Raw genomic sequence first — 21,818 nt, 5'->3', positions numbered from 1 at the left:
ACGCCAAAAACGCGTATGTTTTTTTAAGACTCATTGGCGCGCAGTAACCAAAACCTTGAAGCCCCTTCGCCAAGAAGCGCCTGTGGTGTGACTCGACCTTCTGTCTGGTTTCTCGCTGCCAGTGTGCTACCTCTCCCACCCGCACCGCAACGGGCCTGTACAATACGAGCCGAGACAAAATCATGGGGCCATGCGGGAGGAGGAAACCAGATGATCAAGGCGGTGCTGTTCGATCTCGACAACACGCTCATCGACATCAACCTCGCCGCCTTCATGGCGCGCTACATGGCGGGCCAGGCGCGCATCCTCTCGCGCGTCCTGCGCGTTGCCCCGCCGTTCGCCTCCTCTGCCATCATAGCCGCTTACCTAGCCATGTGCAGCACAAAGCGCACAGACGCGCTCTTTAACGAGGAGCTCTTCCATCGTGTGGTGGAGCGGCGCCTAAGACGCCCGTTTGGCCTGGAGCCGCTGGCAGAGGTGATGCAGTACTACGACAGCTGCTATATCGAGAGGTTCAAAGGCGGACTCGTGCAAGCGGGTCCACGGCCGGGATCCCACGAGGTCATCGAGGCGGCGCGGGAACTCGGCCTGACGGTTGCCCTTGCCACCAACCCCGTCGTCTCGCTTGCCGTGGACAAGGTGCGCATGACCTGGGGTGAACTCGACCCGAGCGGATTCGCAGACGTCTCGCACGTCGGCAACGCCAGGCGGACCAAGCCCAACGCCCTTTACTTCGAGGAGTTCGCGGCGCAGCTGGGCTGTGCGGCAAGCGAGTGCCTGATGGTGGGAAACGACGCCGGGAGCGACTTTCCGAGGCCCAGCATAGGGATGCCCGTCGCGTACGTGGGACACGGTAGGCCAAAGAAGGGCGTCTTCAGGGGTAGCCTCATAGAGCTGGCCTCAAGGCTGCCCGAGCTTATCGCAACGCTCGACGCACGGGCATGACAGCTGGACCGAGGCCAAACACCCCCATCCAGCTTCGTCTTGCCCGACACGCAGCCCGTTGCAGGTGGCCGGGGCGCACCTAGGTCAGCCGGTGGGCACATGGGCAGCTCCGGTGACTACCATCAGGCGACGGTGGCAGTCACCCGAATCGTGGGAACCATGAGTGGCGTGTGCGAGACGGGATCGTCGATGACAACGCATTCCAAACCGAACACCTTGGCAAGCACCGATGGCGTCACAACCTCGCACGGAGTCCCCTCGGCCACGATACTGCCACCCGCAAGGGCATACATATGGTCCGCGTAGCGAGCCGCCATGTTGATGTCATGCAGCACCATGGCGATGGTCACACCCCGCTCGCGGTTGATTTGCTCAAGCGTGTCGAGGATATCAAGCTGGTAGGCAACATCGAGGTAGGTGGTCGGTTCGTCCAAGAGCAAGATATCCGTCTGCTGAGCCAGCGCCATCGCAATCCACACGCGCTGACGCTGGCCTCCCGAAAGTTCATCCACCGGGCGATCCGCCAGACTTGCGATACCCACCATGTCAAGCGACTCGGCGATGATGCGCAGGTCCTCATCCTGCAGAGGCTGCAGGAGCGAGCGATGCGGATAGCGTCCCCGCGCCACGAGGTCACTCACATGGATGCCCTCGGGCACCAAGGGCGACTGAGGCAGCAAGCCAAGCGTGCGGGCAAGCTCCTTGGTGGGCATGCGATGCACGTCCCTGCCATCGAGCACCACAGATCCCCCCACAGGATCAAGAAGACGTGCAAGCGTCTTGAGCAGCGTAGACTTGCCGCAACCATTGCCGCCAATGATGACGGACACCTTGCCCTTGGGCAAGCTCAGGTTCACCTTGTTAACGACGGGCCGGCCCCCATAGCCACACGAGAGCCCACACCCCGCAAGTTCATGGTCGTACCCGACCCCTACTGTGGTGCGACCCGTACCCCCAACCGACGCAGGTCGTTCGCCGCGTTGGCTCATGTCCTGCTCACCCCACCTTCCCTCATCAACAGCCACAGCAAGTACGGAGCTCCTAGAATACCCGTCACCACGCCCACCGGGAAGCGCGTACCCAAGAGGTTATGACCCACGAGGTCCGCCAAAAGCATGAGCGCGATGGCGACCATGGCGGCAGCCATGGTCGCACGGCTCTTCTCCCCTACAAGACGCGTGGCAATGGGACCCGCCAGGAGCATCACGCAAGCGACAGGACCTGTGACCGACGTAGCTATACCTATCATGGCCACGCTGCCCAAGAGCAGCACGGCTCTTGAGAGCGAGACCCTCACACCAAGCGTCTGGGCAGCGTCCTGTCCTAGCACCAGTGTCTCGAGGTCGCGACCAAGGACAAGGACCACGGGAGCCACTGGCAGCACGAGCACCAGGGGCGCCACATCGCCAAGATCCATGCCTGACAGGCTACCCGACAGCCAACGTAGGGCCGTGGGCACGTCGTACTCGGCACCATACAGAAGCACCGCAGATGTGACGGCGCGCATAAGCGCCTGCGTGCCAAGGCCTATGAGGACCAACTTGCCCTCTGAGAACCCTCCAAGCTGCGACAGGCCGAAGATCGCAAGAGAGATGCAGATACCCCCAACAAGGGCCACGGGCGAGACCTCACGCACGCCAAGACCAAACACCATGATGGCGATGACGGCGACTGTGCTCGCACCGGACGAGATGCCGATGACATCCGGGCTTGCGAGGGGATTTCCAAGCACCGTCTGAAACGTGTTGCCTCCTATGCCAAACGCGATACCTGCCAAGACGGCCGCGATAATGCGCGGCACCCTCACCTGCCAGATGGCATAGGTCGCACCGCGCACGTTATGTCCTACGAGCACCGAGGCCACGGTGGGGATGTCGTAGTTTGTCGAACCCAGACACAGCTCGAGTGCCACCAGCAGCACCACGAGGGCAACAAGGGCAAGGGTGGCTGCGCGCACGCGCCTCTTGCTCTGCACAATCGAGCGGGCGACGAGCTCCTGTGTCATCGTCATGAAGACTCACCTCCCTGTCGGGTAACTGTCTGGCTGGGACGAGAACTGGCCACGATGGCCACGACAATGAAGACGGGAGCGCCCACGGCAGCCGTCACGACACCCACCTCGAGTTCGCTAGGTGCTAGGACAGTCTTGCCAATGGCATCGGATAGTGTAAGCACGAGCGCACCGGCCAGCGCCGAGAGCACGAGCTGCCAACGCATGCCGCCGTTCCAAACAAGCCTCACCACGTGCGGGGCCATGAGACCGACAAAGCCGATGGGGCCAGCAAGCGCCGTGGTCGCACCGCACAGGAGTACTGCGGCAGCAGAGGCCACCAGGCGCACCAGGCTAGGCTTGGCGCCAAGCCCCACGGCGGCTTCATCTCCCAGGGCAAGGACCTCCAGCGCCGACGAGCAGGCAAGAGACAGCAGCATGCCCACCACACACACGGGCCAAAGAATCGCAAGCGATTCCCAGCTGGCGCCCGAGACGCTGCCCATCTGCCAGAACCGAAACGTGTCCATTACGTTGGAGCGCGGCATCACGATGATGCTCACAAGCGAGCTGAGTGCCACCGAGACCGCTGTGCCAGCAAGGGCCAGTTTGAGTGGGGTGGTCCCTCCCACGGAACCTATACCGAACACGAGGAAGGTCGTGACGGCGGCGCCCAGCGTCGCAAGAACCAGGTACTGCGGTGCCGTGGTGATGCCCAGAAACGCGATGCCACACACCACGGCCAGCGACGCACCCGAGTTCACGCCCAGGATAGAGGGATCTGCGATGGGGTTGCGTGTGACCATTTGCATGAGCAGGCCACTCACGCCCAATGCGGCACCCGCAAGCAGGCAGAACATGAGACGAGGTACTCGTTCGAGCACCACCGCCGTAGAAAAGTCATCGGCTACGGGCACACCGCGCAAGATGTCCACCACCTCACCGACAGGAACGATCCGTGCCCCTTGGGACAGGGACACGGCACCCACAAACATAAGGAGGACCACCAGGATGACAGCGCCCCCAAGAGGATGTTTGCACGGGTGCATCGGCTATGCCCTCTCGAGTGCGCTCGACAACACGTCGAGGTACTGGTCAATCGTTGCGGGAATGGAGAGCGGTCCGGGAGTGCAGGATGCCGCGAGTGGCTCATCCCCCTTGAGCAGGGCGACTGCCCCGTGTTGGATACAAGGCAGCCTGCCAAGGAGTGGGTCAGCCTGAAGCTGTGCCAGGAAGGCCTCATCGCCATAGGTAACAGCAATATCAACGTCATTGAGACGATCGGCCTGCTCGGCGGAGAGCGTCGCCGCGAAGCTGTCCTCGCTGCTCGCAAGGGCAGTCACGCTCTCTGGGGTCTTAAAGCCGAGGTCAGCGAGATAGGCTCCCCTCGGATCGCTGGGCAGGTACACGTAGACCGTTCCCATGTCGGTGGGCGAGATGTTGAGGAACGCTGCAGCCTGACCCGCGATCCTGCTCTGAGACGCCTTCTGCCTCATCAGGTCCTCAAGATCAGCAATGAGTCTCTCGGCCTCCTCCTCCTTGCCAAGCGCCCTTGCCTCGATGCGCGTTTGCTCACGCCAAAGGCAGGACCACGCCTTCTGGGGGTAGGCGACGGTGGGGGCGATCTGGCTCAGCTTGTCGTAGTCTGCCTGGGTATAGCCCGAGTAGGGACAGAGGATCACGTCTGGTGCCGTGTCACTCACCGCCTCGAAATCGATACCGTCGGTGTCATCGAATACGGTCGGGGTATCGACGCCAAGTTTTTGGAAGGCCTCTTTCGTCCACGGGAGCATCTTCTCGCCATGCGCAACACCAAAGTTCGCTGCAGAGATGCCCACCGGGGTAATGCCCAGGGCAAGAATGGGCTCATGGTTGTTCCATGCCAGCGTAACGACCCGCGATGGCATGGATGTGATCGTGGTGGAGCCGAAGGCATGGTCAATCGTTACGGAGAAAGCCCCATCGGTAGCGGAACCCTGTGTCGAGTTATCCTGCTGCACTCCATTGGAGCAAGCGGACAATAGGGTGGTGCCCAGCGCGCCGGCAAACATGGCAGCCGAGTCAAGAACAAACATTCTGCGAGAGAGCTTCATGGGACAATCCCTTCTTTGGGTGCCAGCGCAGGACATCGACGTCCCGCACGCTGGCGACCAATGCCTTACCATACCGATTGGTCAGCTGGTTGAGTGCTTTCTCATATGCCAGCTGCTGTAAGACATATTAAACTATTCCCACACTTTCTACATCCCGCAACTCAGACTATACCTATAGCCCCACAGGCGTTACATGCGGATCCTCGTCCTTGGCAAATCGGCATCCAGAGACAGCAATGGGACCTGTGCCGGGAAGGGACAAACCAAGAGAGACCGCACCGCACAACACTCGGCGTCACCGACGATGACGCCTGCCTCCTCACGGTTCTGACCGCAGAGCGTCTAGGTCACGACGCGATAGCCTGCTTGGCTCACCACGTCGCGACACGCCGCATCATCGATGGGGTTCTTGGAGCGCACATGCGCCGTTCGACTCGCAAGATCGACTGTCGCCCAGGTGCCCGAGAGTGAGTCCAGCGCCGCCTCAACGTTCTTCACACAATTCTCACATCTCATACCCGCAATGGTCAGGTCCGTCCGATAGGGGTAGTGGCTTTCGTCCGTGTCCTGTACCCTAACCCGCCTGAAGCGCTTCGCCGAGCTCTTCACGTCCCCCGAGCAACAGCTGCGCCTGCCCGAGATGACGCCTATGATCCTCCTGATCCCAAGCACGACCGCAACCGCGACAAGCGAGAGGATGATGATATCGATGGGTTTCATGCTCTACCTCCAAAAAGCCTCGCTCACACCTTCAAGTATGACTGTGGTACACGCACCCGCACCCGCGAGGCGACTCAGCCATCAAAGCCCACATCGACCTCCATCGGACCCGCACGCCCGTCTGCCGCATTGGTCGCGAGTTCGTCGCAACGCTCGTTGAGGTCCGTGCCGGCATGGCCCCTGACCCAGAGCCATGTCACGTGATGGGGCCTCACCGCCGCAAGCAGACGCTTCCAGAGGTCGGGGTTCTTGACTGGCTGCTTGCCTGCTGTCTTCCAGCCCCTCTTGATCCAACCCCAGACCCAGCCCTTGCTCATGGCGTTCACGACGTACTGCGAGTCGGAGTGAAGCTCCACCTCACAGGGACGTCTCAGCGACTCGAGCGCCCTGATCGCGGCCATGAGCTCCATACGGTTGTTCGTAGTCCTCGCATAGCCACAGCTGAGCTCCTTTGTGTGCTCGGCACCGGAGGGATCGGTGTAGCGGAGCACCGCCCCATAGCCACCGGGTCCGGGATTGCCGCGCGAGGAGCCGTCCGTCCAGATGGTCACGTGCGCGCGCCTCGAGCCATCGCCATCCGAAGGCCCCTGGGTCATGGCGTCAGGGTGTTCTCTCGTGAACTCGTCGAAGCTCGTGCCGGCCACCTGCCCCGCCACTACTTGGCCTCTGCCCAGTTGGCACCATAGCTCACGTCCGCGACAAGCGGCACGCGTAGCTCGACGACGCCCTCCATGGTCTGCCTCACGAGTGCCGAAAGCGTTTCGATCTCATCCTCGGGTACCTCGAAGTCCAGCTCATCGTGGATCTGCAGCACCATCTTAGAGCGCAGGCCCTCCTGACGCAGGCGCTGGGCGACCTGGATCATCGCGATCTTGATGATGTCTGCGGCGCTGCCCTGCATGGGGTGGTTCATGGCCGTGCGCTCGGCGAAGCTCCTGAGCTGGAAGTTGCGGCTGTGAATGTCCTTGGTGTAGCGCCGACGGCCGTACATGGTGATGGCGTAGCCGAGTTTGCGAGCCTGCTCGACGCTCTCGTCCAGGTAGGCCCGAACACTCGGGTAGGCCTCGAAGTAGCGGTCTATCATCTCCTGCGCCTCACCACGCCCGATCTTGAGCGAAGTCGAGAGGCCATAGGCCTGCTGCCCATAGACGATACCAAAGTTCACGGCCTTGGCACGACTCCTGAGCTGCGGCGTAACCTCCTCGACGGGCACACCGAAGACGCGGGCCGCCGTCGCGCGATGAAAGTCAGCGCCGGAGTTGAAGGCGGCAACCAGGTGCTCGTCGGCAGACAGGTGGGCCAAGAGCCGCAGCTCAATCTGGGAGTAGTCGCAGGCAAGAAACACACACCCCGCAGGGACCGTGAAGGCCGTGCGCACCCGGTGACCCAGCTCGGAGCGGGTGGGGATGTTCTGCAGGTTGGGATCAGAGCTCGAGAGGCGCCCCGTCGCGGCGACGGTCTGGTTGAGTGTGGTGTGAATGCGGCCGTCCTGCCTGATGTCGGCCGGAAGCGCATCCAGGTAGGTGCTCTTGATCTTGGTCCGCTCGCGATAGTCGAGCACCGCCTGCACCCGTGCATCCTTGGCTGCCAGGTCATCGAGGGTCTTGGCGTTCGTGGAGTAGAAGCCCGTCTTAGTCTTCTTGAGGCCAAAGGTGGGAAGCCCCCACACGTCAAAGAGGATATGCGAGAGCTGCTGCGGTGAGTCGAGGTTAAAGTCCTCCCCCGCCTCGGCCTTGATCCGAGCGGCCATGGACTCTATCTCCCTGCCCAAGTCGACGGCCTGCTCATGCAGGACGTCAGGGGCTATCGAAAGGCCCGTGCGCTCCATCTGCATAAGCACCGGCAGAAGCGACATCTCGAGCCCGTGAAAGAGCTCCGCGCAGCCCTCAGCCTCGAGCGCCTCCTCAAGAGGCCCGCGCAGCTCGCGCGCAAGCCAGCAGTCGAGCGCCGCCTGGGGCAGCTCGGCCGTCGGCTCAAGAACGGCCTCAGCACCCACGAGCTCAGCGGCGAGAGCTGTGGGCTCATAGGAGCTTCGGTCGCTCTCACGCAGGTAATCGGCCACACTCGTGTCAAAGATACGGGTGGGGTCAACGTCTTGGGGCTCGATCGCCATGGCCTGCGCCGAGTCGACCGGACAGGCGACGTGCAGAAGTGCCTTCACGTTGGCCGATACCACCCTACCCTCACGCACGAGCAACGTCACGGCCTCCACCGCAGGGACGCCCTCAAGGTGCAGGAGTGCATCTGCCGTCGCCAGCCAGACGCAAGCCGGAAGCGACTCGGCAAAGAGCGAGGCCTGTCCCTTGCGCTCGGACGGCCCCTCGACGGCAGCCCCCACCCACTCCCCCTCCGAGATTGCCTTCGCAAGCGCGGCTTTCGCTTCCTCGCCAGAGAGCGCCTCGGGCAGCTTGGGCCCCGCCTCAGACGCCTGTGTCCTTCCAACCTCGCCCACACCTCCCGCCAGCTTGGCCAGCCGCCTTGTGATGCCCGTGAAGCCCAAGGCACCAAAGGCCCTCGTGACCTCGGCGGCGTCGAAGGTCGGAAACCTCGCGTCCTCCAGGCGTACGTCGATCGGCGCATCCGTGCGGATGGTCGCCACCTTGCGCGAGAGCAGGGCATCCTCGACGTGGGCACGAAGGTTCTCGCCCATCTTGCCCTTGACCTCGTCGGCATGGGCAATGACCTCGTCGAGGCTACCGTAGCGCACGATGAGCGCCGACGCCTTCTTGGGGCCGATCCCCGGGACGCCGGGGATATTGTCAGACGAGTCGCCCTTGAGGCCGTAGAAGTCCGGCACGAGCCCGGGCGTAATGCCGTGGTAGAGGTCGTCCACGCTCTCGGGCGTCATGACGCTCACCTCCGAGACGCCCTTTTTGGTCGAGACGATCCTCACGCGCTCGGTCGCGAGTTGGTACATGTCGCGATCCCCCGTGAAGAGATACATCTCATAGCCCGCCTCCTCGCCCGTGCGCGCGAGTGTGCCCAGGATGTCATCACCCTCCCAGCCCTCGCACTCCACGACGGGCACATCGAGCACGCGCAGCAGATCCTTGACCATGGGGAACTGCTCGCGCAGAGCCGGGTCCATGGGCGGGCGCTGGGCCTTGTATTGTGGCAGCAGGTCTATGCGTACCTGCGGCTTGCCTTTGTCGAAGGCGCAGATCACGCCGTCGGGGCCAAACGAGTCCACGAGCTTGATGAACATGTTGAAGAAGCCGAAGAGCGCGTTGGTGGCTCGCCCGTCGGGCGCGCTCATGGGTTGGCGGATGGCGTGAAACGCACGGTGCATGAGCGAGTTGCCATCGATGACGGCAATCGTGCGCCGCGCAGGGTCTTCCGGTGTGCCTGCCTCATCGCTTCCGGCACCAGTTCGCAAAGCCATCTCTGCCAAGGCCCTCTCCCCCTATCGAGTCCGTATTCCTGTCCGTCGCAGAACGTCCCCCAACGTGCAGAGCACGTGCGACCAAAAGATCGAGACGCCCTCATCCTGCGCATCCGCAAGATTGGCCGTTTTATACACATCGGCACGTAGCACCGCCCCGACTGCGCCATTGTGCCCGAAGGCTTGCAGCCACGTTCTGATTCTATCAACAACCTCATGGTTGAGACGTTTGATCTCCATGTAGGCAGTGCCCAAGGGTTCCTCTTTGGCAGCAATCAGATCCCGAACGTGGTCGACAACTTGGTTCGGGACAAGAACCCCCCTACCAAGCTCACGCTCAGATGCTGTTGCTGCATCACCGAGCGGCGACAGGCAGATGTCGGCAACTGCCTCATCGGAGTCAAGATATCTCATGCCGACACCTCTCTGCAAACGTTCGAACACCGTGGGTCGCCACCATTGTAGCGGGTAGACGCCATCGGAGCGCCGGACATCAAGCCGATGGCGGGCAGCGAGGACATACGGCAGCGCAAGAGACCGCATCCCGACGTGCAAGCACCCACATTCGACCAAACCACCATCCACGCTCAATATGAGCAACAAAGGCATAACGCACCGTTTTACCAGCGGAACGAAACGTGCATGACCTTTGGAGCAGTTGATAGCAACCTCATGGTATTGTATAGGCGCACGACACCCATGAGCCGACAGGCGAGATCCCAGGCCCACAGAACAGGTTCGTCACAGACGGAGAGGAAGCTCACATGGCAACGGACAAGGTATCGGAGGAGTACGGCAGCCTGGTCTTCACCGATGCGGAGATGCAGGATCGTCTCCCCAAGCCCACGTACAAGGAGCTACGCCAGACCATCGACGAGGGCAAGCCCATCAACCTCAAGATAGCCAATGAGGTCGCCCACGCCATGAAGGACTGGGCGCTCGAGAGAGGCGCCACCCACTTCACCCACTGGTTCCAGCCGCTCACAGGCATCACATCCGAAAAGCATGATGGGTTTATCACCCCTAAGGGCGACGGTACGGTACTCATGACCTTCTCGGGAAAGGAGCTCGTCCAAGGAGAGCCAGATGCGTCAAGCTTCCCCTCAGGGGGGCTTCGTGCCACCTTCGAGGCTCGTGGCTACACCGTATGGGACCCCATGAGTCCCGTCTTCATCAAGGATGAGGTGCTCTGCATTCCCACAGCCTTCATCTCCTACACCGGAGAGGCACTCGACAAGAAGACGCCGCTCTTGCGCTCCGAGGTCGCCATCGAGAAGCAGGCCAAGCGCGCGCTCGCCCTCTTCGGCAAGAGGCCCAGGCGCGTGGTCACCACCTGCGGTCCCGAGCAGGAGTATTTTCTCATCAAGGAAGAGGACTTCGAGGCGCGCCCCGACCTCGTCCTCTGCGGCCGAACCCTCTTTGGCTGCGAGCCTGCCAAGGGCCAAGAGCTCGAGGAACACTACTTTGGTGCGATACGCCCCACTGTCAACGCCTTCATGAAGGAGGTGGATGACGAGCTCTGGAAACTCGGCGTACCCGTGCGCACCAAGCACAACGAGGTCGCGCCCTGTCAACACGAGATCGCACCCATTTTCGAGGAGGGTTCTCTCGCCATCGACGACAATCTGCTCACCATGGAGAAGCTCAAGCTTCTGGCCACGCGCCACGGTCTTGCCTGCCTAGAGCACGAGAAGCCCTTCAAGTATGTAAACGGCTCAGGCAAGCATGACAATTGGTCGCTCTGCGCAGACGGCGAGAACCTCCTTGAGCCTGGTGACGATCCCGAGGATAACCTGCAGTTCCTGGTATTTCTTGCCTGTCTCATCTCTGCCGTGGACGAGCATGCCGGCCTGCTGCGCGCAAGCGTCGCCTCTGCCGGAAACGACCATCGCCTTGGCGCCAACGAGGCACCGCCGGCCATCATCTCGGTCTTTTTGGGCGATGCGCTCTCGCCCGTGGTGGACGCGCTCATCAAGAAAGAACATGCCGAGAGCCATGACCGTGAGCAGATTGACCTTGGCGTCCCGGCGCTACCGGATGTTCTGCGTGACAACACTGACCGCAATCGCACGTCCCCCTTCGCCTTCACGGGCAACAAGTTCGAGTTTCGCATGTGTGGCAGTCAGCAAAACCTCTCGGATCCCAACGTCGTGCTCAACACCGCCGTCGCCGAGCAGCTCGATCGCTTCTGCGCCTACGTGTCCAAGTGCCCGGATGAGCCTTTCAGGGCCACTGCTTTACGCTTCGTACGCCATAGCTTTAGGGACCACCAGCGTATCATCTTTGACGGCAACGGCTACGCAGGCGAGTGGGAACAGGAAGCCGCCAGACGTGGTCTTCCCAACCTCAAGAGCACGGCTGACGCCCTACCCTGCATCATCGAGCCTAAGAACATCGCGATGTTCGAGAGATACGACGTCCTCTCCGAAAACGAGATCCGCGCCCGCTACGCCGCCGCCTCAGAACAATATGCCAAGCTCCTCAACATCGAGGCCAACACCATGAGCTACATGGTTCGCCACCTCTACCTGCCTGCGCTCATCGACTATTCGGGAAACCTCGCAACCTCCATCGCAACCAAGAGGGAGATCGGCGTCGTGGGCAGAGCGGAGCTGGCACTCGCGCAGCAGATCACCGATGGCATCGACAAGATCTGCGAGAACGTGGGCAGGCTCGAGTCAAAGAACGCCGAGGCGCGCAGGGTCAAGGACTGCGGCGAGCAGGATCGCCTCTACCACGACGAGGTCATCCCCGTCATGGACGCACTGCGTGAGGTCGTGGACGGCATGGAGCGCATCTGCGGTCGCGACTTCTGGCCCGTGCCAAGCTACAACAAGATGCTCTTCTGGGTATAGGCTGCAGGTAACCAGCCTGGTACAAGACACGTACGTGAAACGAGGTCCACGATGCCCGCGCTCATAACACACCATCTCTTTGGTGAAGAGGCCGCAAGACGTCTGCCCGACACACTGCTCTCGAGCGAGGAGGAAAAGATTGCCTTCCTACTAGGCAACCAGGGCCCCGACCCCTTTCTCTTCCGTTTCAGGACGCTTCCCGAGGCGGCAACAAGCTGTCACAGGCTCGGAAATCGCATGCACAGGGAGAAGGTGCACCAGGCCTTCTACTCCCTGCGCGGGGCCGTAGTCCAGCTGCGCGAGAGCGACAAGACCATCGGACGTGCCTTCGTGCTCGGACTGCTCGCACACTACCTGCTTGACAGCTCCGTCCATCCCTTCATCTACGCACAGGAAGACGCCATCTGCTCTGCGGGCGTCGGCCTTGAGAATGCCCACAGCGAGGTGCACGCCATCATCGAGAGCGACTTGGACAGCTGGATGCTCTGGTCCCTGTGCGGACGCACTATCGAGGACACAGCACCCGCAAGCATGCTCGTACGCACCGAGAGGATCGGTCTCATTGCGAGCGCACTCCTCTCCCAGACAGCACTACAGGTTTTTTCTATTAAATTGAATGCCAATGAGTATGCCAACTGTGTGGCCGACTACGAGCTCGTGTGTCGCATAATCGAGCCCGCAGGCTCGCACGTCTCACAGGCGATCTCGTCCATCAAACGCATCGGAAGGAGCTACTCCATTCTGAGCGCCCTTGCACACAGGGCTACGACGAGTGACGAGTGCGCAGCCGCGAACCTCGAGCATAACCCGTGGGCAGATCCGACCACGGGCGAGTGGTCGGACGCGAGCTTTGCCGACATCTTTCAGAATACGCTCGACAGATGGCCGGCGTTCGCAGAGGACTTCGTGCGGGCGGACAAAGACGGACTCGTACTCCTACTCGGACAGCGCGACTACCGGGGCAAACCCATCGAGGAATGAGTGGGGGGTAGGCATGCTGCACCCGTGTCGTGCCCGCCTGGGGTACCCCCTGATGACTCGCTGCCTCCAAAACCGTCCACAACTTGTGTCGTCACCCTGCCCTAACAGCTATAATGTGCTTCGCAAGCGGAAGGAAGTTTTGATACGGCAGCAAGAGGCTGCACACGTGACGAATTGGAGCGATCTTGTCTGAACACTCGACAGGCGCCACCTCGGGCCACCAATCCGTCTCGTCGACAGGTGCGCCTGTGGCCTCCATCGTCGTGCCCTGTTACAACGCCGAGAGGTACCTTCGCCGCACCCTTGAGAGCGCCTTGGCGCAGACCATGGAAGACTTCGAGCTCATCTGTGTGGACAACAACTCGACCGACAAGACGCCTGAGCTGCTCGAGGAATGTGCGGCTGCAGACTCACGCGTCAGAGTGCTGTCAGAGTCAGAGCCAGGAGAAGGGCCCGCTCGCGACGCCGGACTCAAACGTGCGAGGGGACGCTGGGCCTACTTTCTGGACTCAGATGACCTGATGGAGCCCACGCTGCTCGAGAAGTCCATCTCCCTTGCTGATGACAGCCAAGCAGACGTTGTCGTATTCCAGACCAACGGGCTCAACGACCAGACGGGGGAGGTGGCCCCCATCCTCGACTGCATGGATATCTCATGGTTGCCTCCGGGCACGAAGGTCTTCAACCCGCACGAGTATCCCCAGAGGATATTCAACTCGTTCAAGAACTGGGTGCACAACAAGCTCTTCTCCATGCCCTTCGTCCATGCACATGGCCTGCACTTCCAGCACGTGCATCGCTCGGCGGACATACTCTTCACCTGCAGTGCCCTGGCCCATGCAGAGCGGATCGCCCCGCTGGAGGAGTATCTCAACCAATATCGCGTCCTCAACAGAGAGAGCGCCATGCAGACGAGCAGCGCCTATCCGCTTGACTTTCTCGACGGCTTCATCGAATTGTCACGCCACCTCAAGGCAGAGGGCATCTGGACGCTGTATCGCACGAGCTACACGAACTGGCTGCTGGAGGGCGTCGCCGCCAACATCAGGGTGTCAAGCTCCATAGCCGCAACTCGCATGATCGTCGACGCGGTCTGGAGTGCCGCGAACGACGAGCTCGAGCTCACATCGTTTCCCACCACCTCTGTTGAGAGCGCCTGGCTGGAGGAGCTCCTCGGCCTCCTGCTTAAGGGGGACGTGGACGAGATTCTCTCGTTCCTCATCGGAGAATACAGAAAGAGCGAGTTTGACAAGGAAGTCTACCTATCCAACCTGCGCTTGGACAGTTGTCGCCTCAAGCGGGACATCGAGGGGCGCGATCGTGAGATCGATCTGCTCAGATCAGAGGTAGACGCGCTGAGAAAACGTACTGCGGTACTCGAGGATGATCTTGCAAACGTCCGCAGCTCGGCATCGTTTAAGATCGGACGCAGGTTTACCGCACCTTTGCGCTGCGTACGCGACATCATAAGGCGCCATTCGTAGTGGAAGCTTCGCGCCCACGCGCTTATATGGACGAGCGAAATGAACTGCCCTACAATCGGGAGTGGAAAGATAACAACACGCAGCGAGGGGCATGGCCACAGCCCAGTGCCGCCTAATCGCTAGAATCTCAGGTCCTACGTATGCACAATAACCATACAGCCCCCAGAAGCGACGGGGAGGGCGGAAGGCCATTGGCCCTATGCCGAGGCGAGGGAGTGGGCTACATTGCCCTCTCGCTGGGTGACGCTGGCAGGACGCTCGAGGGGCTGCGCGCCCGCGTGCGCATGGCGACGCTCGGTAAAAGCTTCCCCGCCTATCTCAGGCCATTTCGTGCCCCGTGGCAGCTCACGGCCTGGGGGCTGGATGCGGGCACGGCAGAGGAGCGGGGTCTGTGCGTTGCGGTGCTTCCCCTGCTCTCCCAAGACATGACGCTCGAGGTCGAGGATGCCACGGGGCGAGGCCTCGCACATGCCACCTTCGGTAGCCTGAGCTCAAAGTTCCGCTCACGTCTGCTTACAAGATGTCGGCCGAAACAGGCAGATGCGCTTAGAAGGACTCGTATCGATGTCCCGGGTGCACCTCGCCTCTGGGTGAGCGACATCTTCTGCGGCATGCCAGGCACTCGCGTATGGCGCTTGCAAGCCACACTCCCTACGGCCGACGGACGCTCTAGGCCTGAGCTTAAGCTCTATGGCCTCGACGGACAGCCAATGGATGCGCGAACCATCATGCTCGAGGACCATGTTGTCCCCTCAAAAGAGGACCATGTGCTCAGCGAGCGGGTCATCAGCCTCTCTGCGGTGCTACCACAGGATGTGGAACAACTGCTCTTCGTGATCTCGCTGGGTGAAGGGCCAGAGACTGACGCGGGTGTGGCAGAGGACCACCATCCGATCGAGGCCTTCTGCTGCATGCTGCCGTTCATGACGCAACGCATATATGACGCGAGCTGCGGGCGCATGCTCGATGCGGGCAAGGACCCTGCCTACGAGGACTGGTTCTTCGCGCAGAGGGTCTCTACCGAAATGCTTGCTCGTCAGAGGCGGTGCTTCACGAAACTTGTTCGCGATGGCGAGGCGCCCCTGGTCTCTGTGTTGGCAACGCACCCCGATGACGTGCTTCCCTCACTCAAGCAGCAGAGCTACGCTCATTGGGAGCTTGTACGCGGGAGAGGAGGCGACGGGGCGGGATCTTTCGACAAGACGGGTGCCCTCGCGCTCGCGCGAGCCGCCAAAGGTGAGCTCTGCCTCGTAATCGAGGGTCCCTACCGGCTTGAGCCCGACGCCCTCTGGCGGCTCGTGTCCGCCATAAAGCGTGACCCATCGCTCGACCTCACCTACGCCGACGAGGACGAGTCCCATGAGGGTAGGCTGTGTCACCCGCACTTCAAGTGCTTTCCCAACCTTGGTCGCCTTCGTGCCATCAGCTACATTGGCGGTGTGCTCCTTGTGAGGACGAGCGTGCTTAAGAGGCTCCTGCAGACAGACTCGCCAGAAGACGGCAAATGCGACCACAGTTGCAGATTTGATGACGGGGCGCTGGGCTATAGCCTCGCGCTCAGAGCATTTGAGGTCAAGGCCAGCGTCGGCCAGGTTACAAAGCTTCTGAGCCACAGGAGCGGTGCCTCATGCCCTCATCAAGACGAGAAGAGGCAGGCCCTTCGGACACACCTCTCACGCTGCCGTGTGGCCGCAGACATCGAGCCCGGCCCCGTACCAGGAAGCTTTCGCCTACGTTACCGCATGCCGCAGGACCCACCCCCCGTCTCGATCATCATCCCGAGCAAGGACAAGGCCGACCTGCTCAGGGCCTGTGTGGAGTCCATACTCCAGCATACGACCTACCCCACGCTCGAGATCATCGTCGTCGAGAACAACAGCAGCGAGGCGGCCACCTTTGAGCTGTATGACGTGCTTCATGAGAAAGACCCACGTGTCAACATCGTCACCTGGACGCCCAGCATGCTGAAGACAGGCCGGGCAAGTAGTGCGGATGTCGGCGATGGAGGCTTCAACTATTCCTCACTCGTAAACTTTGGCGCCTCGCAGGCCACGGGGCAGTACCTCATCATGCTCAACAACGACACCCAGGTCATCGAGGGACGCTGGATCGAGGAGATGCTCGGCGTCGCCCTCTACCGTCCCGAGGTCGCCGTCGTTGGCGCGAAGCTCCTCTTTGGCGATGAGCTCATCCAGCACGCAGGGATGATCGCAAACCCCGCTCACGACAATGCCCACATAAATCAGAGTCTTTACAGGGACGATCCAGGCTATGATGGGACGGCGGTGCTGCCTTCTGACATGAACATGGTCACAGGAGCCTGCCAACTCATCCCCAGGCGCATCTTTGACAGCCTCGGCGGCTATGACGAGAACCTCGCGGTTGGGTTCAACGACTCCGAGTTCTGCCTACGTGCCCGTGCGCACGACCTCATTGTGAGCTATACGCCCTATGCCCTGCTCTATCACCGAGAATTCTCCACGCGCGGGCGCGAGGCCCTCGATGAGCGCCTGCAGCAGAGGCTGCTCGTTGAGAAGTCCTACATCCTGAGCAAATACCCCGAGTACTACGCCCACGGGGATGACCTGGTCAACGCAAACCTCGATCGCTTCTCTAACTACTACCACCTGAGGTGGTGAGTTTGGACCTTAAAGGACAGGTCAGAGGGACAGCTCGGGGGTCTATGGATAATGTGTCCGCTCAAGGTAGCCAAGGCGATGTCATGTTAACGTTAGAGTTTATGTTAATCTTGACCCCCTCCGTTCGTCAGGAGGAGATTGGACTGGGCAGATCATGAGATGTACCAAACGGCACGCTCCCATCTACGTCCTCTGCGGCCTGGGCGTTATCACCGCCTTGGCAGGCTTTCCGTGCGTCGCCCACGCAGGCGAACAAACCGAGGCGGCCTCGGCCACCGTCGTGGCAGCTACTCAGGCCACGTCATCGGTCAAAGAAGGAGTCGCGACTGGTGTAGAGGGCACTGCCACCCACAGCACGATCGAGGAGAAGGCAAGCTCCAGTTCTGCCGCCGTGCAGGACAAGGCGTCCAGCAACACACGAGGCAGCACGACGACCACCACGAACACAGCAGCTACAAAGGCAGAGAACGCCCCCGCAGACAAGCCCACATCCAACAGCACGGCCGAGAGCAGCCACAGCTCAGCGGATAACGCCTCGGCCACATCGCCGACAGGCAGCAGCAGCCATACGTCTGCCACGGCAGCGAAAACGGAACCTGACGATCCGACAAGCTCAACGACTTCGAGCACTGCACCCGCTACGGCACAGCCGGCCACGCCAGCTGCCGCTGGAAAGGAAGCGATTCCCGGTACTGCATCGACGTCTGCAGCCACCGCAGAGGGCAAGGCAACGAGCGAGGGTAAGGTAGCCAGTGAGCCCTCGTCCAGTCCGAAGGTTGTCGATACACCCGCGCAGACGGAGCTCACGGCGCAGAGCCCCACCACGTACTCCAACGTGTATCGCCTCTACAATTCCTGGACAGGCGAGCACCTCTACACCAAGGACCTTGAAGAGGCGAAGGCGAACGCGAACCGCGGCTGGACCTGGGAGGGTGTTGCCTGGGTGGGCGCATCGTCGGGCAGGGCGGTCTACCGTCTCTACAACAGGTACAGCGGAGATCACCTCTACACCACGAGTAAGTCGGAGTACGACAGGCTCAAGGGGTATGGCTGGACCCAGGAGGGAACGAGCTTCTTCGCACAGAACACCGACAGCGGCGTTGCGGTGTTGCGCCTCTACAACCCCTACGAGAAGGTCGGCACGCACCACTACACTACAGACGCGGGCGAGTACGACAAGCTCGTGAGAGAGCATGGTTGGAGGGGCGAGAATAAGGCCTGGTACGTGTCAACCAACCCAGCCAACCCCATCAGCGGCTTTTGGATCACCCATTCGAATGGCCGCAGGTATTGGGTGGATGCCAGTGCGATAGCTCACTACCACCTCAGCGGCATCGATATCGCCTCGTGGCAAAGGGGCATCGACGTCAGAAGGCTTAACACAACGGACTTCGTCGTTGTCAAGGCTACCGAGGGTACCGACTACGTCAACCCGTACTACAGGACCTGGGCTGACCAGACCCTTGACAGCAAGAAGAAGCTTGGCTTCTACCACTTCCTGAGAGCCGACGCCTCTCCGAGCGATCAGGCACGCTACTTTGTGAACGCCGTGAAGCCCTACCTGGGACGAGCCGCCCTCTTCCTCGACTTTGAGAACACAACCGGCTCTGACGTCATCGAAAGGGGTGCGGACTTTGCTAAGGAGTTCCTGGACAGCACGTATCAGCTGACGGGCATACGGCCGCTTGTTTACATGAGCCGCAACGTCACCAGAGAACTCGACTGGTCCTCCGTCGCAGAGAGTGGGTACAAACTCTGGGTGGCCCAATACCTCTATAGGTACGACAATGTCCGAGGCCACGTGCAGGATCCCAAGCTCCCGTCTGGAAGCTTCGGTGCTTGGTCGAGTCCCACGATGTACCAGTACACCTCGACGGGAAGGGTCAGCGGTTACGGTAGGGATCTTGACCTTGACCACTTCTATGGCAGCGACCTCGACTGGAATGCCTTGGCACGAAAGGCGTAAGGACCTTGGGCGGCATCGTCGCCTTGCGTGACAATACTGCCTGGTAGGATAGGTCCCATGACATACGGAGCGCAACAGGGCGCCGGGTGGCAGATCGCAGACGCTGCCGCCCGGCGCCCTGTCTTGTGCTGCGAGCACTACACGTCGAGGTGCCAGTAGGGGTTGATCGCCCACATACAGGGATGCATGAACGGATCGGCAAACTCGTGGTAGCGCGGCCAGCGATCGGCGAGGATGCCCTTCTCGTGCCTGAAGCGCAGCGCCCTCTCGCGCGTCTCGTTCTTGCCCCGAGACACCGACTCGAGGTGATAGAGTTCGCACTGGGGCTCATAGACGTTCCAGTAGCCGGCCTTGTACACCCTCAGACAGAAGTCTACGTCGTTGTAGTCCGCTGCAAAGGCCTCGTCCAAGCCCCCCACCCTATCAAAGGTCGCCTTCCTGACCATGAGGCACGCGCCCGTCACGCCAAGAAAGTTACGGCACACCTGCGCCGAGTGAAAGTAGTTCTGCGAGTCACGGGGCAGGTAGATGCCCGTATGGTTGGGACCTCCCCTGTGTACGATGACACCTGCGTGCTGGATCGTGTCATCGGGGTACAGTAGCTTGGCGCCGACGCAACCCACGTCATCCTGCCGGGCATGGCCAAGGAGAAACTCGATCCATTCCGACGTGATGACCCTCGTGTCGTTGTTGAGCATGAGGACGTACTCCCCTCTCGCCTGCGCGATGCCATAGTTCATGATGGCCGCAAAGTTGAAGCTCGACGTATCCGGCAAGTAGGTCACGACGCGTACGTTGTCATGCGCAGCCTGCAGCTCGTGATAGTAGTCGAAGGTCTCATGGCTCGAGCTCTCGTTCTCGACCACCACGATCTCGAAGTTCGTATAGCTGCTCCTCTCGAAGATGGAGTCAATGCAGGCGGCAAGGAGAGTGACGCTATCCTTGTTGGGAATCACGATGGAGACGAGAGGAGGTTGTGCCAAACTGTGCCCACCCGTCGCTGAGCTGGCAGACATGATGTCAAAGCGCAAGTGATAGAGGTTGGGGACATCCGCATCCTCCACTGCCTTAGCAGCGATACCCACGCGATCGAGGTGCTCTTGCAGCGCGTGCAGACCGGCCGCCCTGGCATAGGACTTCGCACTGGCATCATGTGCGGTCGATTCCGCACTAGCGCGCCAGTGGTAGAGCACGCGGCGGGCGTGGTAGACATTGCGTGCCCGCTCACCTGCCTGCAGCGTGAGATCATAATCTTGGGCTCCCTCGAAACGCTCGCGCAAGCCTCCCAGCTCGCGAACGAGTGACGTTCGCACACAAAGCAGGTGGCACACGTAGTTCAGCGAGCGCAGCAGGTCTGGACTCCAGTCGGGCTTCAGATACACCTGCTCATAGCGACCATCCACGAGCTTGTCCTCGTCGCAGTAGAAGAGGTCTGTCTGAGGGTGCGTGGCAAGGCCTTCCACATAGCACATGAGCAGGTCGGGCTCTATGACGTCATCATGGTCAAGGAAGCCCACGAAGTCACCCTTCGCCCGCTCGACCCCCGCGTTGGTGTTGCCGACGATGCCCCTGTTCGCATCGAGCGCCACCACATGGACGCGCTCATCGCGCCTAGCATAGCGCTCGGCAAGTTGGACGAGCTCCCCGTTGTCGGGAGATCCGATCACCAAGATGAGCTCGAGCCTCCCGTAGGTCTGCGCCAAAACGGATTCGACCATCTGCCTCAGATAGTCGAGAGGCGTGTCATAGAGGGGCACGACTACCGAGAAGAGGGGACTCACACCGAGCCGTCCGGCCGCAAAGGCCCGACGCTGTCCCTCGAGCTGCCATGCCTTGGCCCGATGGCGCTCGCGATACCACTGGTCATAGATAGGGTCTCGGTCAGCAGAGAGGGTCAGGTAGAACCAATCCTCCCTCAGCTGCTTGAGTTGGCTTTCGTCGAGGGTGACCACCAGATCATCGCGAGCCTCGACATCAAATCGCACCCAGAGGCGAACGAACGAGGCGCCCGTGCGAATCTCGAGCGAGAGCGTTATGCGACGGAAGAAGGTTGCGGGCACCTCCTGCTCGGGAAGCACGGTGTCACCCAAGCAGATCTGCGGCGCGACGGCAAGCGGCACGCCCTCCTTGTCCTGCGCTATGACCCAAACATCACCCGCGAGGTCGCTGGCCCTCTCGTAGGCGCGCAGCGTAAGCTCGAGGCGGATGACTTCCGTCTTGCCACGGTCAATGAGGTTAGTGACCCTGCACTCGGTGAGTTCGGAAAGGGGAAGCCTCTCGTCGCAGTTGCGCATGGCACACGCCGTCTGATTGCGCAGGATCGTGTTCATCTGAGAGCGACGCTTTGCCCAGTCGTGGGCAATGGTCTCATGCAGCTCGCAAAGGAGCTGCCCCGTAAGATCATACGCCCTCACGACGAGCCGTTGCGTGGCCTGCGTAAGGGGCAGGACCAGCACCCAACCATCAACGCCCGCAGGCGCAGGGATGACACGTACGGGCAGCTCGTTTGTGCCGACAAAGGATGACGCACGGACACGTGCCACGTCCTCGCCCACATCCGCGACTAGATGTAGGAAGATCTTGCCCACGCCTCGTATCGTATCGGATAGTCGCAGTTGCATGAGATAGCCCCCATCGTGTGCGCAGAACTGTCCGTAGATCAAAATGCCGCGCTCGCTAGGATGGCTGTAGCATCTGGGATAGTGCCCCAGAATCTGCGGGGCACTATCCCAGTGACGTTTGCCCAGTTGAGACGATTTCTTA

General features: G+C 61.1%; 16 protein-coding genes. 6 read left to right on the top strand and 10 right to left on the bottom strand.

Annotated elements, in window-relative coordinates; all coding sequences use genetic code 11:
- The first annotated feature begins 210 nt into the window (after positions 1–210).
- Positions 211–945, top strand: coding sequence for an HAD family hydrolase (locus ADJ70_RS03375; RefSeq protein ID WP_050343482.1), 735 nt, complete (start codon positions 211–213; stop codon positions 943–945).
- A gap of 122 nt (positions 946–1,067) precedes the next feature.
- Here the strand turns inward: ADJ70_RS03375 and ADJ70_RS03370 are convergent, their stop codons facing one another.
- From ADJ70_RS03370 to ADJ70_RS03335, 8 genes are all read right to left on the bottom strand, one after another.
- Complete coding sequence (locus ADJ70_RS03370) at positions 1,068–1,970, bottom strand: ABC transporter ATP-binding protein (protein ID WP_216597309.1); 903 nt, start codon at positions 1,968–1,970, stop codon at positions 1,068–1,070.
- Positions 1,931–2,956 (bottom strand): iron chelate uptake ABC transporter family permease subunit, encoded by a 1,026-nt coding sequence (locus ADJ70_RS03365; protein WP_083443780.1) that lies wholly within the window; start codon positions 2,954–2,956, stop codon positions 1,931–1,933. The genes ADJ70_RS03370 and ADJ70_RS03365 overlap by 40 nt, the downstream gene beginning before the upstream one ends.
- Complete coding sequence (locus ADJ70_RS03360) at positions 2,953–3,984, bottom strand: iron ABC transporter permease (RefSeq protein WP_050343479.1); 1,032 nt, start codon at positions 3,982–3,984, stop codon at positions 2,953–2,955. The genes ADJ70_RS03365 and ADJ70_RS03360 overlap by 4 nt, the downstream gene beginning before the upstream one ends.
- Positions 3,985–3,987: 3 nt before the next feature.
- Positions 3,988–5,028 (bottom strand): iron-siderophore ABC transporter substrate-binding protein, encoded by a 1,041-nt coding sequence (locus ADJ70_RS03355; protein WP_216597308.1) that lies wholly within the window; start codon positions 5,026–5,028, stop codon positions 3,988–3,990.
- A 342-nt stretch (positions 5,029–5,370) separates the two neighbouring features.
- Positions 5,371–5,748, bottom strand: coding sequence for a heavy-metal-associated domain-containing protein (locus ADJ70_RS03350; protein WP_050343477.1), 378 nt, complete (start codon positions 5,746–5,748; stop codon positions 5,371–5,373).
- Between the two features lie 74 nt (positions 5,749–5,822).
- Positions 5,823–6,344 (bottom strand): ribonuclease HI, encoded by a 522-nt coding sequence (rnhA, locus tag ADJ70_RS03345; RefSeq protein ID WP_050344733.1) that lies wholly within the window; start codon positions 6,342–6,344, stop codon positions 5,823–5,825.
- Positions 6,345–6,403: 59 nt separating this feature from the next.
- Positions 6,404–9,130 carry a DNA polymerase I gene (gene polA / locus ADJ70_RS03340; RefSeq protein ID WP_050343475.1) on the bottom strand — a complete coding sequence of 909 codons (2,727 nt, stop codon included), beginning with the start codon at positions 9,128–9,130 and terminating at the stop codon, positions 6,404–6,406.
- 21 nt (positions 9,131–9,151) lie between these two features.
- Positions 9,152–9,544: a hypothetical protein gene (locus tag ADJ70_RS03335; RefSeq protein ID WP_050343473.1), complete on the bottom strand. Its 393-nt coding sequence runs from the start codon at positions 9,542–9,544 to the stop codon at positions 9,152–9,154.
- Positions 9,545–9,894: 350 nt separating this feature from the next.
- On the opposite strand from ADJ70_RS03335, the gene ADJ70_RS03330 reads away from it, so the two are divergent.
- From ADJ70_RS03330 to ADJ70_RS03315, 4 genes are all read left to right on the top strand, one after another.
- Positions 9,895–11,985, top strand: coding sequence for a glutamine synthetase III (locus tag ADJ70_RS03330; protein ID WP_050343471.1), 2,091 nt, complete (start codon positions 9,895–9,897; stop codon positions 11,983–11,985).
- A 51-nt stretch (positions 11,986–12,036) separates the two neighbouring features.
- A complete protein-coding gene (locus ADJ70_RS03325) occupies positions 12,037–12,966 on the top strand; it encodes a zinc dependent phospholipase C family protein (RefSeq protein ID WP_050343469.1) in 930 nt (309 codons plus the stop codon).
- Between the two features lie 185 nt (positions 12,967–13,151).
- A complete protein-coding gene (locus ADJ70_RS03320; protein ID WP_083443779.1) occupies positions 13,152–14,450 on the top strand; it encodes a glycosyltransferase family 2 protein in 1,299 nt (432 codons plus the stop codon).
- 215 nt (positions 14,451–14,665) lie between these two features.
- A complete protein-coding gene (locus ADJ70_RS03315) occupies positions 14,666–17,089 on the top strand; it encodes a glycosyltransferase (RefSeq protein WP_050343466.1) in 2,424 nt (807 codons plus the stop codon).
- Positions 17,090–17,380: 291 nt separating this feature from the next.
- On the opposite strand, the gene ADJ70_RS14905 is transcribed toward ADJ70_RS03315, so the two are convergent.
- A complete protein-coding gene (locus ADJ70_RS14905; protein WP_050343464.1) occupies positions 17,381–17,923 on the bottom strand; it encodes a hypothetical protein in 543 nt (180 codons plus the stop codon).
- Between the two features lies 1 nt (position 17,924).
- Between ADJ70_RS14905 and ADJ70_RS14900 the strand changes: the two genes are divergently transcribed.
- Positions 17,925–19,055, top strand: a complete 1,131-nt coding sequence (locus ADJ70_RS14900; RefSeq protein WP_050343462.1) for a GH25 family lysozyme — start codon at positions 17,925–17,927, stop codon at positions 19,053–19,055.
- Positions 19,056–19,192: 137 nt separating this feature from the next.
- Here the strand turns inward: ADJ70_RS14900 and ADJ70_RS03300 are convergent, their stop codons facing one another.
- Positions 19,193–21,676: a glycosyltransferase gene (locus tag ADJ70_RS03300; RefSeq protein ID WP_157051382.1), complete on the bottom strand. Its 2,484-nt coding sequence runs from the start codon at positions 21,674–21,676 to the stop codon at positions 19,193–19,195.
- Positions 21,677–21,818 lie beyond the last annotated feature (142 nt).

This window comes from Olsenella sp. oral taxon 807 (assembly GCF_001189515.2).
Lineage (GTDB): Bacteria > Actinomycetota > Coriobacteriia > Coriobacteriales > Atopobiaceae > Olsenella_F.
The sequence above is the reverse complement of the archived record's forward strand: the minus strand, read 5'-3'. Positions and strand labels throughout refer to the sequence as shown.

Excerpts from the sequence above, each read along its gene's own strand:
- ADJ70_RS03375 (WP_050343482.1), top strand. The coding sequence starts at position 211 with ATGATCAAGGCGGTGCTGTTCGATCTCGACAACACGCTCATCGACATC.
- ADJ70_RS03365 (WP_083443780.1), bottom strand. The coding sequence starts at position 2,956 with ATGACGATGACACAGGAGCTCGTCGCCCGCTCGATTGTGCAGAGCAAG.
- ADJ70_RS03360 (WP_050343479.1), bottom strand. The coding sequence starts at position 3,984 with ATGCACCCGTGCAAACATCCTCTTGGGGGCGCTGTCATCCTGGTGGTC.
- ADJ70_RS03355 (WP_216597308.1), bottom strand. The coding sequence starts at position 5,028 with ATGAAGCTCTCTCGCAGAATGTTTGTTCTTGACTCGGCTGCCATGTTT.
- ADJ70_RS03350 (WP_050343477.1), bottom strand. The coding sequence starts at position 5,748 with ATGAAACCCATCGATATCATCATCCTCTCGCTTGTCGCGGTTGCGGTC.
- rnhA (WP_050344733.1), bottom strand. The coding sequence starts at position 6,344 with ATGACCCAGGGGCCTTCGGATGGCGATGGCTCGAGGCGCGCGCACGTG.
- polA (WP_050343475.1), bottom strand. The coding sequence starts at position 9,130 with ATGGCTTTGCGAACTGGTGCCGGAAGCGATGAGGCAGGCACACCGGAA.
- ADJ70_RS03335 (WP_050343473.1), bottom strand. The coding sequence starts at position 9,544 with ATGAGATATCTTGACTCCGATGAGGCAGTTGCCGACATCTGCCTGTCG.
- ADJ70_RS03330 (WP_050343471.1), top strand. The coding sequence starts at position 9,895 with ATGGCAACGGACAAGGTATCGGAGGAGTACGGCAGCCTGGTCTTCACC.
- ADJ70_RS03325 (WP_050343469.1), top strand. The coding sequence starts at position 12,037 with ATGCCCGCGCTCATAACACACCATCTCTTTGGTGAAGAGGCCGCAAGA.
- ADJ70_RS03300 (WP_157051382.1), bottom strand. The coding sequence starts at position 21,676 with ATGCAACTGCGACTATCCGATACGATACGAGGCGTGGGCAAGATCTTC.